This is a genomic window from Dolichospermum circinale AWQC131C (assembly GCF_000426905.1).
GTDB classification, from domain to species: domain Bacteria; phylum Cyanobacteriota; class Cyanobacteriia; order Cyanobacteriales; family Nostocaceae; genus Dolichospermum; species Dolichospermum circinale.
The window spans coordinates 48,054-62,429 of the sequence record NZ_KE384606.1 but is presented as its reverse complement, the minus strand read 5'-3'; the positions used below and the strand labels follow the sequence as shown (position 1 = coordinate 62,429).

Sequence of the window (14,376 nt, the reverse complement as noted above, 5' to 3'; positions counted from 1 at the left end):
AATTGGTAATTGGTAATTGGTAATTGGTAATTGGTAATTGGTAATTGGTAATTGGTAATTGGTCATTACTTCCTATCACCTATCACCTATCACCTATCACCTATCACCGATATCCATTACTTATTCATTGATGCTAGATGGTGCGGTAGTCGTCTCCGCTTGTTGTTGTCGTTGATCCCGTTTTTTGCGGTCTGCTGACAATATATCTGCCATGACGATGAGTGCTTGCGCCATTTTTTCTAGGTTAGAACTGTATAGTTCTAAATCTTTGATCAGTTTGTCTTCTGAAAGATGTAACCCTTTGGCTATCGTTTTTAGTGCTTCAGTTCGTTGTGTATCATCTTTGACCAATGCCGGAGCAGATTCTGCCAATAATGCAAATAAACCAATAGCAAATAAGCGACTGTATTTAAAGTTAGAATTGGCTGCAATTGCCTCTAGTTGTCTTTGTAAATCTGCATCTTGATTTAAGAGAGTTGCTTGACTCAAACCGGCAATTAAATCCTGAACTGGTACCTTGGCCGCTAAAGCTTGTAATCTAGAAGCATCTTGTCGGTAGCGGTGGGGGTCCTGTTCCACTGCGTGACAAATTGCTTGAAAAATTGACTCTTGATCTTGTTCTGGCTGGTAGCCAGCCATGAAGCGGTCAAAAGTTGTCACAACGCCCAAAGCATAAATCCCATCATAGCTAAAATCAACATTGACTGACAGTAGGTGCATTTCTACCATCAATTCTTCCACTACCCGGCGGTAAATAGTATTAATCGGCCTGGTATGAAGGGTGTAGAACGTTTTTTTTGTATCAGATACTGTACGGACGTTATTCACAAAGAGAATTTTTAAGAGGGACGTATTTCCATTTTCTAGTATGAACCAATTAGGGCTAAATAGTTCAAGTTATATCAAGAACTTAGACTGCGAGGTACACCTTCTAGGGCTTCTTCTTGAGTTTCAAAGATTTCAAATACTGTATCCATCATTGTGACTTCAAACACAAGCTTGGCTTCTGGGTTAATATTACAAATACGAAAACTGCCCTTAACCTTATCAGCATCACGCATCCCAGCTACTAAGGAAGTCAGTCCAGAACTATCAATAAAATTTACTTGGCCTAGATCAATAACAACATGACGACTAAGTTTAGAAATACATTCCTGTAGTTTCAGCCGAAATTGCCAAGCAGTAGTAATATCTAAGCGACCCGCCGGAGTTAACACTATGATAGTGTTACCGTCTTGAGTTGTGTAGGTTTTTTGCTCTATATGAATCATTGAAGTAACATCCTGTTGCTAATATTTGCTCATCAATCATCAGTAGGGTTTCTCAAGAAATTTTTAGGGAATAGGGAATAAGCAAGAGCAAAGAGAAGGAGTGCCTCTTGCTTGTTAACTATTGCCTATTCTTGAATTGGTTTCCAGTTAATCCAATCTTGAGGTTTGAGGAAAGTCTCATACAACTCGGCTTCAGGAGAATTTGGTTCTGGTTGATAACCATATTCCCAACGGACTAAAGGTGGTAAAGACATGAGAATTGATTCTGTGCGACCGTTGGTTTGGAGTCCAAAAATTGTTCCTCGGTCATAAACCAAATTAAATTCTACATATCTACCACGACGGTATAATTGAAAATTCCGTTGGCGATCGCCGTATTCCATGTCATGGCGACGTTGTACAATGGGCGTATAGGCTGGTAAAAATGCCCCAGCACAGTCTTGAACCAAGGCAAATATATCTTCCCAAGTGCGTGATGGTAAATCCCCCACCTGATTACTATAAATAGCAGCGTCCCCATGAGGATCTGGACCGCGATATATAGAACCTTGACCATCTTGATAATCTAAAAATAAACCGCCAATTCCCCGTGTTTCTCCCCGATGTTTCAGGTAAAAATACTCATCACACCAACGTTTAAACACAGGATAATATTCAGGATGATGTTGGTCGCAAGCTTGTTTTAAAGTCTTATGAAAGTGTACTGCATCTTCAGCAAAGGGATAATAAGGTGTTAAATCTGCCCCACCACCAAACCACCACACAGGACCTGCTTCAAAATAGCGGTAATTCAAATGCACTGTAGGTACATAAGGATTGCGTGGGTGTAACACCAAAGAAGTACCAGTTGCGTAAAAACCATGTCCTTCTGCTTCTGGACGTTGGACTAAAATCGAGGGTGGTAAATGAGAACCCCAAACTTCAGAAAAATTCACACCTGCTTGTTCAAATATTCTACCATCTCGTAGTACACGCGATCGCCCACCACCCCCTTCTGGACGCTGCCAACTATCTTCCTGAAACTTACCAACACCATCTAATTTTTCTAAACCCTGGGTAATTTGGTCTTGAACATACTGCATAAACTGACTAACTCTAGCCTGAGCATTGACACCAGGGAGAAAATTAGATGATTCTTTTGTGATAGTGGGGGTTTGTGAGTTGGTTAACATAGATTCCCGAACCTAAAATTACAATTTCTAAACAATTACAAATTTTTGTTGTCAAAACTTGTCAGCAGTCAGAGTCAAAAATCCGGCTTAATCTGTCAGAACAGCTTTTTATTAGAGGTGAAAACACAACCGTTCAAAACGCCTGTAAATCTCCTTTAGCACGGAAAGTTATTCTTATCCACAGATATCATATCTGAGGGATCATTTTCCTAGTTATACAAATAATCTTATGATTTTGTTTACAGACTTTACTGCATATTGTTTCCAGGAGGAGGAGTTTGAGTACAATTTTCTCAAAAGTCATAGTTAGCAGACAAAATATCAAGCAATGTTAAGCATTGTCACGGTTATATGCAGCAGATCAAAATCATACCAAATTGGTTATCCAAACTCATCCACGGTAAACGTCGGCGGTTTTGTGCGTCTCTAGTACGAACCTATCGGGAAATCAGTTCTGCCTCCGTAGATGAACTTTGGCAAAAGGTTGTAGATTTAACAGATGTTTCCTGGCATCCTCTACTTAAAAGTACCAATGTTCCCTTAGGATTAGTCCCCAAACCGGGCTTGATTTTTCAAGCAGTGACAAGGTTTTGGCCAATTCCGATTCGGATTTTTGTAGAACGAGTCAGTCCTAAACAGACGTTAAGTATCCGGGTTTTAGCAATTCCTGGCATAGAAGAAAGAGTAATATACCAAGTAGAATCAACCCTCTGCGGATCTTACTTATCTTATTCTGTGACTTTGCGTGGTTGGTTATCCCCCCTCATTTGGTCTTTATCTCGTCCTTATGTAGATCGGGTGGCTAGAGCGCTGATAGAATCTGTAGAAAATCCTGGATTATCCCAGAAAAAATCTTTACATGGTGGCTGCTTTGATTTTTAGAGTATTCAGGCTGGAAATACGGGACAGGGAATGTTGTTAACGTTCTATGCACCATATTCGATTATTTTCTTCAATCTCAAATCCCAAATCCCTTGACCACTGACAACTGACCCCAATAAAGTTAAGATTCATCTATCAATGAAAATTTTTTAAGCTTGATAGAAGCGGCAACGGTAAACACATTATGTATGATGTCTTAGATTCCCATTCAGTCCTGGAAGTGTTGCGACCAGTAGAAGATCCAGAACTTCGTAAAAGTCTGGTAGAACTCAACATGATTCGCAACGTTAAAATTGACGGTGGCCAGGTTAGTTTCACCTTGGTGTTAACTACCCCTGCTTGTCCTCTCAGGGAATTTATAGTTGAAGATTGTCAAAAAGCTGTTAAAAAGTTGCCCGGTGTCACAGATGTAATTATAGAAGTCACAGCAGAAACACCCCAGCAAAAAAGCTTACCAGACCGCAATGGTGTTCCCGGAGTGAAAAATATTATTGCTGTTTCTAGCGGTAAAGGTGGTGTTGGTAAAAGTACAGTGGCGGTAAATATTGCAGTTGCTTTAGCACAAACTGGGGCTAAAGTCGGTTTATTAGACGCGGATATTTACGGACCAAATGATCCCACCATGTTGGGTTTGAGTGACGCTGAAATTAATGTTCGTTCCAGTGATGGCCGCGACATTCTCGAACCAGCATTTAATCATGGTGTTAAACTAGTTTCTATGGGCTTCTTAATTGATAAAGATCAGCCTGTAATTTGGCGTGGTCCCATGCTCAATGGTGTAATTCGGCAGTTTCTCTATCAAGTAGAATGGGGAGAATTGGATTATCTGATTGTGGATATGCCACCAGGAACAGGAGATGCTCAATTAACTTTAACCCAAGCTGTACCCATGGCTGGGGTTGTAATTGTGACTACACCACAAACGGTTTCCCTGTTGGATTCCCGTAAAGGTTTACGGATGTTCCAGCAGTTAAATGTACCAGTTTTGGGAATTGTGGAAAATATGAGTTATTTTATACCCCCAGATCAACCAGATAAACAATATGACATTTTTGGTTCTGGGGGTGGTTCTAAAACAGCCACAGAATTAGGAGTCCCCTTATTAGGATGTGTACCATTAGAGATTTCTACGAGAATAGGCGGTGATAATGGTGTACCAATAGTCATTGGTGAACCTGACACAGCCGCAGCTAAAGCCTTAACAGCGATCGCTCTTACTGTAGCAGGTAAAGTATCAGTTAATGCCTTGACATAGAATTTTGGGAAGAGGTGATTGGGAATAATTTATTACCAATTACCAATTACCCATTACCCCGTACCCCGTTAAAGCCCTCCGCCGCACACAATGTTATCAAAACCTTCTTTCCCGAAAATGCGTTGGCAATATTGGCTCAAGCCTTGGCAACAAATGGACGGACTATTGTTTTTTTTACCCGTTGCCGTTAGTATGTTTGGTGGGCTGATGATTCTGAGTACAGAACTCAAGCAACCTGTAACCGACTGGTGGTGGCACTGGTTAATAGCCGGTATTGGTTCAACTATCGCCTTATTTTTAGCTCGTTGCCGTTACGAAAATCTAATACAATGGCATTGGTTCATTTACGGGCTAACCAACTTTAGTTTAATAGCCGTCATGCTGGCCGGTACTAGTGCCAAAGGCGCACAGCGTTGGATTAGTATTGCTGGGTTTAATGTCCAACCCTCAGAATTTGCCAAGATAGGATTAATTATCACCTTAGCTGCTTTATTACATAGGTCTACAGCTTCCACACTGGAAAGTGTTTTCCGGGTTTTGGCAATTACGGCTATACCTTGGGCATTGGTATTTTTACAGCCAGACTTAGCCACATCGCTTGTATTTGGGGCTATATTTATAGGAATGTTGTATTGGGCAAATGCTAACCCCGGCTGGTTAATACTCATGATTTCCCCTGTCATAGCCGCAATTCTATTTAGTATATCTTGGCCATTATCTACACCCATAATTTTATCTAAAGAAATATCATTGAGTATATTAGGTTTAATATGGGCAGTGGCCATGGGAATAGTCGGTTGGTTTAGTCTCCCATGGAAGAGATTTGGTATTGCTACTATTGGTTCATTATGTCTAAATATGCTCGGTGGTGAATTAGGTATTTTTGCTTGGAATCATATATTAAAAGAATATCAGAAAAATCGGTTGAGTGTATTTATTAACCCTGAACATGATCCTCTGGGTGCGGGTTATCACTTAATTCAATCTCGTATTGCTATTGGTGCTGGTGAAATTTGGGGCTGGGGTTTATTTAAAGGTCCTATGACTCAACTGAATTTCGTTCCTGAACAACATACAGACTTTATTTTTTCAGCCGTTGCTGAAGAATTTGGCCTTGTGGGCTGCTTAATTTTACTATCTATCTTTTGCTTAATTTGTTTGCGCTTACTTCATGTAGCACAAACCGCTAAAGATAACTTTGGTTCGCTTTTAGCCATTGGTGTGTTATCCATGATTGTGTTTCAACTTATTGTTAATGTTGGCATGACCCTGGGTTTAGCGCCAGTGGCAGGAATTCCTTTACCATGGATGAGTTATGGGCGATCGGCCATGTTGACTAACTTTATTGCTATTGGTATAGTAGAATCTGTAGCTAATTATCGTCAACGTCAAAAGTATTGAGTTTAAATCACAAAAATCTAGTCCGATCTAGTCAAATATTAACATCTGCGGCCTAAAAATATTGACACTCATTCCTCCCTAAAAGCATTAAGCTAGAAATAGGAAATCAAGGAGGGTAAATATAATATGATGATCCTGCCAGGAACAACTGTTCGCGTCAAAAATCCCGCTGATATATATTATCGATCTGAAGGACTTGTACAACGAGTTAGTGATGGTAAAGTGGCTGTACTATTTGAAGGTGGTAATTGGGATAAAATAATTACTTTCCGTCTCCCAGAATTAGAACCTGTGGAAACTACAGTCCAGAAAAAGGGTTAGTAAATATTAAGTAGGGTGTGTTACGGCTATACAATTTGGGAGTTGGAAAGACAAAATATTAGCCGTAATGCACCTTATGGGCTGTTTATTCATTTTTGATGTGATTTTTAATTACTAACTTTTAATAGTTCATGCGTTTACCTTTACCACAGTTCACTACGGGTGATAGCGGATTGCCACCTAGTAATCGCTATTCTCAACATTTTGCGGAAGTAATTGAAACCAATACTACAGAATTTTTGGCTCAGTGTTTAGAACCCGAAGACTTGAGTTTCCCACCAATGCCACCTTTTGGTAGTTGGGTGAGTGCTGTGGATGAAGAATCTGGTAATCAAGTTTATGCTATAGTCTATCATGCCACAACTATGCCTGTTGATTCTGTACATCGGGCAGTTGCTTTAGGGTTATCCTTAGAAGCTTTGCGTGAGGAACAACCCCAAATATTTGCTATGCTAAAAACTGAATTTAGAGCCGCAATTGTGGGATTTGAGGAAAAATCTATAAATAGTCATCATGGCAAGATGTATCAATATTTGCCACCTCGTCCTCCACAAATTCACCAAGCCGTTTATCGCTGTCAACCGGAGGCCATTATTCAGTTTACTGAAGATTTGGATTTTCTGCGAACATTACTGATGATTAATGGTGCGCCAGTAGATTCTCTGGTTGCAGCAGCTATTCGTGGAGTGTATCAGTTACGCAAAACTGAGCGAGAATGGTTGATTAAAGCCGGACGACATCTAAGTATATTACTCAAAGATGATTATGACCGTCTGCGCTTTATTTTGAGTCAAATCCACCCATAGTGATTTTTGACAAACCCTAATTAATTGCGTTTAACTAAGTAGGTAAACGGAAAAAAACCGAAATATATAACGAAAAGTAAAGTTGCCCAAAACCTCTTCCCTGTTCCCTGCTCCCTTGTCATAACAACAATTTTTAACGGCAACCTACTTAGTTGGCTTTCCCCTTTCCTAGATTAAGAGAGTTGATGATAATGATCAAATTACTTATTTTTGGACTAATCGTGATTTATGTTGGTGGTGTGTGGAAATTTTGGACCGGATTTAACAGAACTAATTTTAACCAAACTTTACCCAACCGCATAGGTTTAGCTTTGTTGTGGCCTGCTTTATTTTTGGCTAATCCATCCTATCGTCGCAATTTTAGAAAAGCGTTGAAAGGATAATTAATTCATAATTACCAACCAATTATGAATTAATTATCTTTGTGAGAATCTTTGTTAAAAATTGTGCAAATTGACTAAAAAGCTTGAATCCACTCCTTAACAGAATACTCTATCCAAATACCGTTTTGCCAATAGGGATCAGATTCCACTAATTGACGAACGGTGTTTTCGTCTTCGGCTTCATAAATAGCAAAAACTTGAGTTACATCTTTTGTCGGTCCAATAGTAATCAAAATCCCCGCTTGCTTCTGTTTTGCTAATCCTGCTAAATGATCTTGACGATAGGGTTCACGTTTCGTTAATACGTCTTCACAGTAACTTCCCCACATGATGTATTTTGTCATAACTGCTGATGATTGATAGTTATTAAAAACTATAGCAACATGAGGTTTTTTTCAGATAGAGATTGATGATCAAGTTTTTAATTTCACCAACATCTCTGTATACTTAATAACATTTAATATCAATCTCGGCATTTATACAGATATTTATAATTATATGAAGTATATCCTAACCTGCTAATCGCTGGCGGGGAGGTAGCTAGGTATGTGGTTATTACACCAATGCCAATGAGAAAGAAATTATATTTTCATCTATCTTGAGGTAGATTTTTATTAAAATAAATTACAATTTTGTATAGCACATCACAGTTTAATAGTTAAATATAGAACTAATATCTCACTTTAAAAAGATAACTAATCAAAAATATGGGTAGACAATTTAACCGACGTAAGTTTCTGCTTTACGGTGCTGCGGGTATTGGTAGTAGCATTTTCTTAAAAGCTTGTGCTAATAATAGCCCCAACACTGCGAATAGTCCCGCAGCATCTACCAGTACACCTACCGTAGTTAGTAAGGATAGTAAAACCATCAAGGTAGGTATTTTACATTCTCTCAGTGGTACAATGGCCATTAGCGAGAAAAGTGTGGTAGACGCGGAAAAACTAGCAATTAAGGAAATTAACGCCGCTGGGGGTGTTTTAGGTAAACAAATTGAAGCAGTTGTTGAAGACGGCGCTTCTAATTGGGATACCTTTAGAGAAAAAGCTACTAAATTGATTGACCAGGATCAAGTAGCTGTAGTTTTCGGTTGTTGGACTTCCGCTAGTCGCAAAAATGTCAAGCCAGTTTTCGAGAGTAAAGACCATATGCTCTGGTATCCTGTGCAGTATGAAGGTCAAGAATGTTCTAAAAACATTTTTTACACTGGTGCAGCCCCAAATCAACAAATTGAACCTTCTGTTGATTGGTTGTTGAAGAATAAAGGTAAAGAGTTCTTTTTAGTCGGTTCTGACTATGTTTTCCCCCGCACTGCTAATAACATTATTAAAGCTCAATTAGAGGCTTTAGGTGGGAAAACTGTTGGGGAAGATTACTTACCTTTGGGTAATACGGAAGTAACAGCTATTATCACGAAAATTAAGCAGGTTTTACCAAAGGGTGGAGTAATTTATAATACTCTAAATGGTGATAGTAATGTTGCTTTCTTCAAACAGTTGAAAGGAGCGGGATTGACACCAGATAAGTATCCTTCCATGTCTGTGAGTATTGCGGAAGAGGAAGTTAAAGCTATTGGTGTGGAGTATCTAAAAGGACATTATGCTGCTTGGAATTATTTTCAAACAGTAGACACACCTGCTAATAAGAAATTTGTGGCAGCCTTTAAGAAGGAATACGGTGAAGATAGAGTAATAAATGACCCAATGGAAGCCGCCTATATTGCGGTGTATTTATGGAAACAAGCGGTAGAAAAAGCCACTACAACTGACTTAGCGAAAGTCCGGGTTGCGGCCTATGGTCAAACTATAGATGCACCGGAAGGAAAAGTGACAGTTAATGCCAATCATCACATATCAAAAATTGTGCGGATTGGTCAAGTCAGACAGGATGGCCTATTTGACATTGTTTATGCTACCCCCGCACCAGTTGAACCAGTTCCCTGGAATCAATTTGTGAAAGAGACTAAGGGATTTGCTTGTGATTGGTCTGATCCCGCAAAAGGTGGTAAATACAAGAAAGGTTAATTTTATGATCAGTTGTCAGCGGTTAGTTATACAATTGCATCTCAATGAGGTATGTATCGGCGGGCAAGATGCCCACCCCACAGGAGTTTTACTATTCATATTTGTACTTTGTTGAGTAGCAATTTTGTGATGTGAAAATAACTGAAAAATAACTAATGGCTGACAACTGACTATTAAGAATAAATTGATAATTGCGGGGAGAAAATGTTAACAGGTTTTTTAGAAGCTGTCTTTAATGGTGTTAGTATTGGCGCTGTTTTATTAATTGCTGCGTTAGGATTAGCGATCATATTTGGCTTAATGGGTGTCATTAATATGGCTCATGGTGAGCTAATGATGTTTGGCGCTTATACAACTTTTGTTGTCCAAAATGTTTGTAAGCAATTAGGTGGGGTTTGGTTTGATGTTTATATATTTTTGGCTTTGATTATCGCTTTTGTTTTCACTGCTGGTCTGGGATTAGTTCTGGAAAAAAGCGTAATTCGTTATCTCTATGGACGACCTTTAGAAACTCTGTTAGCAACCTGGGGAGTAAGTTTAATTTTTCAGCAGTTTGTCCGCAGTGTGAATTTATTATTGATCATCGGGATAGCTTTGTTTTCTCTTCTGTTTTTTGGGGGTTTATGGATTTTAAATTCTCGGAATAATTTGCAGAAAACTCGTAATTTGGTTGTGGGAGTTTTACTATTTTTGTCACTAGGATTGACAATTACAATTTGTGATCTGTTAGGTAAAACCTATCAGCAAGCAGTAACTTTACCCTGGTTTGGCGCTCAAAATGTGGATGTTACAGCCCCTAGTTGGTTACAAGCTGGTGTATCTTTAGCTGGTGTACAATTACCCTATGCGCGGTTATTTATTATTGCTTTGACGATTATTTGTGTGGGGGGAATTTATCTATTTTTGCAAGGTTCTCATTGGGGATTAAGAATTAGGGCTGTAACGCAAAATCGCAGTATGAGCGCCTGTTTGGGTATCCCCACTCAACAAGTTGATGCGATTACTTTCGCGCTGGGTTCAGGGTTAGCTGGTGTAGCTGGATGTGCAATTAGTTTACTCGGTTCTGTTGGACCAAATACTGGACAAAATTACATTATTGACACCTTTATGGTGGTGGTTGTCGGTGGTGTGGGTAATTTAGCTGGTACGATTTTGGCCGCTTTGGGAATTGGGACAATTAATTATTTGATTGGTTCGGGAACTTTGGCTTTGTTGTTGGGTGGGGTTAAGCCTTTGGCTGATTTATTGAGTTTTTTTGCAACTACAAGTATGGCTAAGGTGATGGTTTTTGCGTTGATTATTGTGTTTTTACAATGGAAGCCAGGAGGGATTTTTCCCCAAAAGGGTCGTCATGTTGATGTTTAGATTATGAGAAATTAACCGCAGATAAACGTGGATTTGAGAAAATGGATAAGTTAGGAATGATGAAAATTAAAAAGGGGCGAAATTTAATATTAGTTGAAGTTGGGGTGGTTTGTGCGATCGCTTTAATTTTGATTTTGATTATGCCGGTGTTACTTTCAGATTTTCGTCTGAATTTATTGGGACGATTTTTGTCTCTGGCTATTGTGGCTTTAGGAATTGATTTAATTTGGGGTTACGCTGGTTTATTGAGTTTGGGACATGGGATTTTCTTCGGTTTGGGTGGATATGCGATCGCTATGTACCTAAAATTGCAAGTTCCTACTGGGGAATTACCGGATTTTATGGCGCTTTATGGTGTTACGGAACTTCCTGGATTTTGGCGGCCTTTTTCTTCTTTTCCCCTGTCTATGGCTGCTGTGGTGATGATTCCAGGTTTGTTAGCAGGATTACTAGGATATTTAGTATTTCGTAATCGCATTAAGGGGGTTTATTTTTCAATCTTGACTCAAGCTGCAATTATTGTATTTTTCAATTTTTTTAATGGACAACAACAATTTTTTAATGGCACAAATGGACTCATAGATTTTACCACTTTTCCGCCTTTATCTTGGGGAGTTAATGGCAGTGGTGCTATAGTTAGTGATAGCAAAACTCAATTTGTTTTTTATGTCTTGACGGTGATATTTTTGGCGGCTATTTATGGGCTGTGTCGCTGGTTAACTAGTGGACGTTTTGGCAGATTATTAATAGCTATTCGTGATGATGAAAGTCGGGTCAGATTTTCTGGTTACGACCCCACAGACTTTAAAGTATTAGTATTTGCAGTTTCGGGAGCAATTGCTGGTATAGCTGGGGCATTTTACACCGTTCAAAGTGGTTCTGTATCCCCTAGATCCATGGATATTGGCTTTTCTATTGAAATGGTGATTTGGGTGGCTGTGGGGGGACGAGGGACGTTAACTGGGGCATTTATTGGCACTTTATTAGTTAATTATGCCCGCACTTTTTTAAGTGAACAATTCGCCGAAATATGGCTATTTTTTCAGGGTATACTATTATTAACTATCGTTATTTTGCTTCCTGACGGCATCATGGGATGGTTAAATAAACAAAATATTCCTTTTTGGAAACGTCAGCAATTAAAATTTTCTGATACCTATCCTAGTTTAGAAGAAGATATGGAGGTGAAACATGAACGCCAAAATCCTGGAAACTGAAAATGTCACCGTTAGTTTTGACGGTTTTAAGGCCATAAATCGCCTAAATTTTAGTATGAATGTTGGTGAATTGCGGGTAGTAATAGGTCCAAATGGGGCAGGGAAAACTACCTTTTTGGATGTGATTACAGGTAAGGTACAACCAACCATAGGAAGAGTCCTATTTAAGGGTAGAAATTTACGTTCTTTAGCTGAACATCAAATTGCACGCTTGGGAATTGGTCGCAAATTTCAAACACCGCGAATTTATCTAAATTTAACACCTTTTGAGAATTTAGAAATCACTAGTAATCGTCAAAAAAATGTTTTTTCTACCTTGTTTGGTTCTATAAATTCTGCGGAAAGAAATAGTCTCAAAGGTTTATTAGAAACCATTGGTTTAACTGCAAAAGCAAATATTCCAGCGGCTTTATTATCCCACGGAGAAAAGCAACGTTTGGAGATTGGAATGTTAGTAGCACAATCTCCTGATTTATTACTTGTTGATGAACCTGTAGCTGGTTTAACAGATGAAGAAACCCATAATATCGGTAATTTGTTATTAACATTAGCGGAAAGTCATTCAATTTTAGTCATTGAACATGATATGGAATTTGTACGACAAATCGCTAAGAAGGTGACAGTATTACATGAGGGTTCGGTATTGTGTGAAGGTGATTTTGAGGAAGTCAGAAATGACCCCCGCGTTATTGAAGTATATTTGGGAAAACAGGAAGAGAATCACACCCCTCTTAGTCCCCCATTATAAAGGGGGGAAACAAGAATCCCCTCCCCTTGTCAATGGGAGGGTGGGGTAAAATTGGGAAAATTAAAATAGTTAATCAGGTTAATTTGATGATGCTAAAAATTTCTAATCTTAACGTTCATTATGGTGAAAGTCATATTCTGAGAAATGTGGATTTGACTGTATTACCAGGACAAATGGTATGTTTAATTGGACGCAATGGTGTAGGAAAAACAACCATGCTAAAAACAATTATGGGACTACTCAAACCTAGCAGCGGAATTATTAATTTCGCAGGGGAAATAATTAACGCTAAACCGACTTATGAAAGGGCGAAAATGGGTATTGGTTATGTCAGTCAAGGAAGGGAAATTATCCCGCGATTAACAGTTAAAGAAAATCTGCTTTTGGGATTAGAAGCTAGACAAAAACCAGTCAAAAAACCGGAAATTCCCTCAGAAATTTTCAGCCTATTTCCAGTTTTAAAAACAATGCTTTCTCGTATGGGTGGAGATCTAAGTGGTGGACAACAGCAACAATTAGCGATCGCTCGTGCTTTAATGGGAAGACCACAACTACTCGTACTAGACGAACCGACGGAAGGTATCCAACCCTCAATCATTTTGGAAATTGAAGCCGCAGTCCGTCAGATTATTGAAACTACAGGGATTTCTGTTTTATTGGTGGAACAACACTTGCATTTTGTCCGTCAGGCAGATTACTATTATGCTATGCAAAAAGGCGGAATTGTTGCTTCAGGTCCAACTCAGGAACTTAGTCAGGATGTGATTCAAAGATTTTTAGCGGTTTAAGGGTATATTGAAGTATTACCAACAAGGTGCGCCATTTTTTTTTTGGAGGTTGGATTTTACCATTATATACAGCAGTTTCCGTCAGTGCCATATCAAAATATACACTTACTTGTCCGCAAAAATTAGGTTAAATGTAGCCAATGCTGCAACGCCTATAAACTCTGCTAGTAACTACTGACGTGATTTTTTCTTGGAAACCTTGAGTACAGGTAAAGGAGCAGTAGAAGACTGAGGAGGTAAATAATGTTGAACAACAAGCTCTTCTGGTAAAGACGGACGCTGCTGCATACGCCATAATTTAAAAGCGAAAGCCACCCCTGTTGTTGCTAAACCAAAGGTGAAGAGTGACCAACTATCATCCAACCCACCAATGAGAGCATCTATTACACCTACAGTTAAGAATACACTAACTATAGGTTCTTTGCGGTAGGCTGACTTTAAAAAACGAGGTAATACAGCATTCATCACGGCTTACTTAGTTCCATTTAGTGGTTTTGTATAAATTTACTTGAAGTATTTCAACTACAAGTTGTTTGTTTCATCAAGGGCAAATAATAGCACAAACAATTATAATCTTTCTAGACAAAAAAGTGGGTACGGTAATTCGCACTCGACGACACTACTGTTTGTTCGGCTTCACTAATTATTTAGTGATAGTTCTTCCTTGTCGGTTCTATGATAACATTTTTTAAATTAATTGTCAAGCCCTAAATCTGCTTTTTTCGCGGGATTTGATGCGGAGA

General features: G+C 38.9%; 16 protein-coding genes. 11 read left to right on the top strand and 5 right to left on the bottom strand.

The window, feature by feature from the left end; all coding sequences use genetic code 11:
* Positions 1-120: 120 nt before the first annotated feature.
* The 3 genes from psb29 to hemF form a co-directional block, all read right to left on the bottom strand.
* Positions 121-828: a photosystem II biogenesis protein Psp29 gene (gene psb29, locus ACIR131C_RS0109495; RefSeq protein ID WP_028090006.1), complete on the bottom strand. Its 708-nt coding sequence runs from the start codon at positions 826-828 to the stop codon at positions 121-123.
* A 74-nt stretch (positions 829-902) separates the two neighbouring features.
* On the bottom strand, positions 903-1,271 hold the full coding sequence (locus tag ACIR131C_RS0109490) for an STAS domain-containing protein (RefSeq protein ID WP_028090005.1): 369 nt from the start codon (positions 1,269-1,271) through the stop codon (positions 903-905).
* Positions 1,272-1,396: 125 nt separating this feature from the next.
* A complete protein-coding gene (hemF, locus tag ACIR131C_RS0109485; RefSeq protein WP_028090004.1) occupies positions 1,397-2,443 on the bottom strand; it encodes an oxygen-dependent coproporphyrinogen oxidase in 1,047 nt (348 codons plus the stop codon).
* Positions 2,444-2,794: 351 nt separating this feature from the next.
* Between hemF and ACIR131C_RS0109480 the strand changes: the two genes are divergently transcribed.
* The 6 genes from ACIR131C_RS0109480 (at position 2,795) to ACIR131C_RS0109450 (ending at position 7,491) form a co-directional block, all read left to right on the top strand.
* Positions 2,795-3,325 carry a hypothetical protein gene (locus ACIR131C_RS0109480; RefSeq protein ID WP_051347521.1) on the top strand — a complete coding sequence of 177 codons (531 nt, stop codon included), beginning with the start codon at positions 2,795-2,797 and terminating at the stop codon, positions 3,323-3,325.
* A 184-nt stretch (positions 3,326-3,509) separates the two neighbouring features.
* Positions 3,510-4,580: an Mrp/NBP35 family ATP-binding protein gene (locus ACIR131C_RS0109475; protein ID WP_028090002.1), complete on the top strand. Its 1,071-nt coding sequence runs from the start codon at positions 3,510-3,512 to the stop codon at positions 4,578-4,580.
* A gap of 90 nt (positions 4,581-4,670) precedes the next feature.
* Positions 4,671-5,981 carry a rod shape-determining protein RodA gene (gene rodA, locus ACIR131C_RS0109470; RefSeq protein ID WP_028090001.1) on the top strand — a complete coding sequence of 437 codons (1,311 nt, stop codon included), beginning with the start codon at positions 4,671-4,673 and terminating at the stop codon, positions 5,979-5,981.
* A gap of 129 nt (positions 5,982-6,110) precedes the next feature.
* Entirely contained in the window at positions 6,111-6,302 is a 192-nt protein-coding gene (locus ACIR131C_RS0109465) for an NAD(P)H dehydrogenase subunit NdhS (protein WP_028083515.1), read from the top strand.
* Positions 6,303-6,433: 131 nt separating this feature from the next.
* Positions 6,434-7,108 (top strand): HAS-barrel domain-containing protein, encoded by a 675-nt coding sequence (locus ACIR131C_RS0109460; RefSeq protein WP_028090000.1) that lies wholly within the window; start codon positions 6,434-6,436, stop codon positions 7,106-7,108.
* Between the two features lie 191 nt (positions 7,109-7,299).
* Entirely contained in the window at positions 7,300-7,491 is a 192-nt protein-coding gene (locus ACIR131C_RS0109450) for a hypothetical protein (protein ID WP_028083513.1), read from the top strand.
* Between the two features lie 74 nt (positions 7,492-7,565).
* Here the strand turns inward: ACIR131C_RS0109450 and ACIR131C_RS0109445 are convergent, their stop codons facing one another.
* Entirely contained in the window at positions 7,566-7,835 is a 270-nt protein-coding gene (locus ACIR131C_RS0109445; protein ID WP_028089999.1) for a YciI family protein, read from the bottom strand.
* A gap of 363 nt (positions 7,836-8,198) precedes the next feature.
* Here ACIR131C_RS0109445 and urtA point away from each other — a divergent pair, with 363 nt between their 5' ends.
* The 5 genes from urtA to urtE all read left to right on the top strand — a co-directional run bounded on the left by urtA (position 8,199) and on the right by urtE (position 13,633).
* The gene (gene urtA / locus ACIR131C_RS0109440) at positions 8,199-9,515 is read left to right on the top strand and encodes an urea ABC transporter substrate-binding protein (RefSeq protein WP_028089998.1); all 1,317 of its coding nucleotides are present in this window, start codon (positions 8,199-8,201) and stop codon (positions 9,513-9,515) included.
* 204 nt (positions 9,516-9,719) lie between these two features.
* Entirely contained in the window at positions 9,720-10,880 is a 1,161-nt protein-coding gene (urtB, locus tag ACIR131C_RS0109435; protein WP_028089997.1) for an urea ABC transporter permease subunit UrtB, read from the top strand.
* 41 nt (positions 10,881-10,921) lie between these two features.
* Complete coding sequence (urtC, locus tag ACIR131C_RS0109430; protein ID WP_231395430.1) at positions 10,922-12,097, top strand: urea ABC transporter permease subunit UrtC; 1,176 nt, start codon at positions 10,922-10,924, stop codon at positions 12,095-12,097.
* A complete protein-coding gene (gene urtD / locus ACIR131C_RS0109425; RefSeq protein WP_028089995.1) occupies positions 12,072-12,845 on the top strand; it encodes an urea ABC transporter ATP-binding protein UrtD in 774 nt (257 codons plus the stop codon). Before urtC ends, urtD begins: the two co-directional genes overlap by 26 nt.
* An 89-nt stretch (positions 12,846-12,934) precedes the next feature.
* Positions 12,935-13,633 (top strand): urea ABC transporter ATP-binding subunit UrtE, encoded by a 699-nt coding sequence (gene urtE / locus ACIR131C_RS0109420; RefSeq protein WP_028089994.1) that lies wholly within the window; start codon positions 12,935-12,937, stop codon positions 13,631-13,633.
* Between the two features lie 171 nt (positions 13,634-13,804).
* On the opposite strand, the gene ACIR131C_RS0109415 is transcribed toward urtE, so the two are convergent.
* Positions 13,805-14,098, bottom strand: coding sequence for a hypothetical protein (locus ACIR131C_RS0109415; RefSeq protein ID WP_028089993.1), 294 nt, complete (start codon positions 14,096-14,098; stop codon positions 13,805-13,807).
* Positions 14,099-14,376: the final 278 nt, after the last annotated feature.

What these genes read in the sequence shown, in the direction of transcription:
- urtE (WP_028089994.1), top strand. Translation starts at nt 12,935, where the DNA reads ATGCTAAAAATTTCTAATCTTAACGTTCATTATGGTGAAAGTCATATT.
- ACIR131C_RS0109490 (WP_028090005.1), bottom strand. Translation starts at nt 1,271, where the DNA reads ATGATTCATATAGAGCAAAAAACCTACACAACTCAAGACGGTAACACT.
- rodA (WP_028090001.1), top strand. Translation starts at nt 4,671, where the DNA reads ATGTTATCAAAACCTTCTTTCCCGAAAATGCGTTGGCAATATTGGCTC.
- ACIR131C_RS0109450 (WP_028083513.1), top strand. Translation starts at nt 7,300, where the DNA reads ATGATCAAATTACTTATTTTTGGACTAATCGTGATTTATGTTGGTGGT.
- ACIR131C_RS0109445 (WP_028089999.1), bottom strand. Translation starts at nt 7,835, where the DNA reads ATGACAAAATACATCATGTGGGGAAGTTACTGTGAAGACGTATTAACG.
- hemF (WP_028090004.1), bottom strand. Translation starts at nt 2,443, where the DNA reads ATGTTAACCAACTCACAAACCCCCACTATCACAAAAGAATCATCTAAT.
- ACIR131C_RS0109415 (WP_028089993.1), bottom strand. Translation starts at nt 14,098, where the DNA reads ATGAATGCTGTATTACCTCGTTTTTTAAAGTCAGCCTACCGCAAAGAA.
- ACIR131C_RS0109460 (WP_028090000.1), top strand. Translation starts at nt 6,434, where the DNA reads ATGCGTTTACCTTTACCACAGTTCACTACGGGTGATAGCGGATTGCCA.
- ACIR131C_RS0109465 (WP_028083515.1), top strand. Translation starts at nt 6,111, where the DNA reads ATGATCCTGCCAGGAACAACTGTTCGCGTCAAAAATCCCGCTGATATA.
- ACIR131C_RS0109480 (WP_051347521.1), top strand. Translation starts at nt 2,795, where the DNA reads ATGCAGCAGATCAAAATCATACCAAATTGGTTATCCAAACTCATCCAC.
- urtA (WP_028089998.1), top strand. Translation starts at nt 8,199, where the DNA reads ATGGGTAGACAATTTAACCGACGTAAGTTTCTGCTTTACGGTGCTGCG.
- urtC (WP_231395430.1), top strand. Translation starts at nt 10,922, where the DNA reads ATGGATAAGTTAGGAATGATGAAAATTAAAAAGGGGCGAAATTTAATA.
- urtB (WP_028089997.1), top strand. Translation starts at nt 9,720, where the DNA reads ATGTTAACAGGTTTTTTAGAAGCTGTCTTTAATGGTGTTAGTATTGGC.
- ACIR131C_RS0109475 (WP_028090002.1), top strand. Translation starts at nt 3,510, where the DNA reads ATGTATGATGTCTTAGATTCCCATTCAGTCCTGGAAGTGTTGCGACCA.
- urtD (WP_028089995.1), top strand. Translation starts at nt 12,072, where the DNA reads ATGAACGCCAAAATCCTGGAAACTGAAAATGTCACCGTTAGTTTTGAC.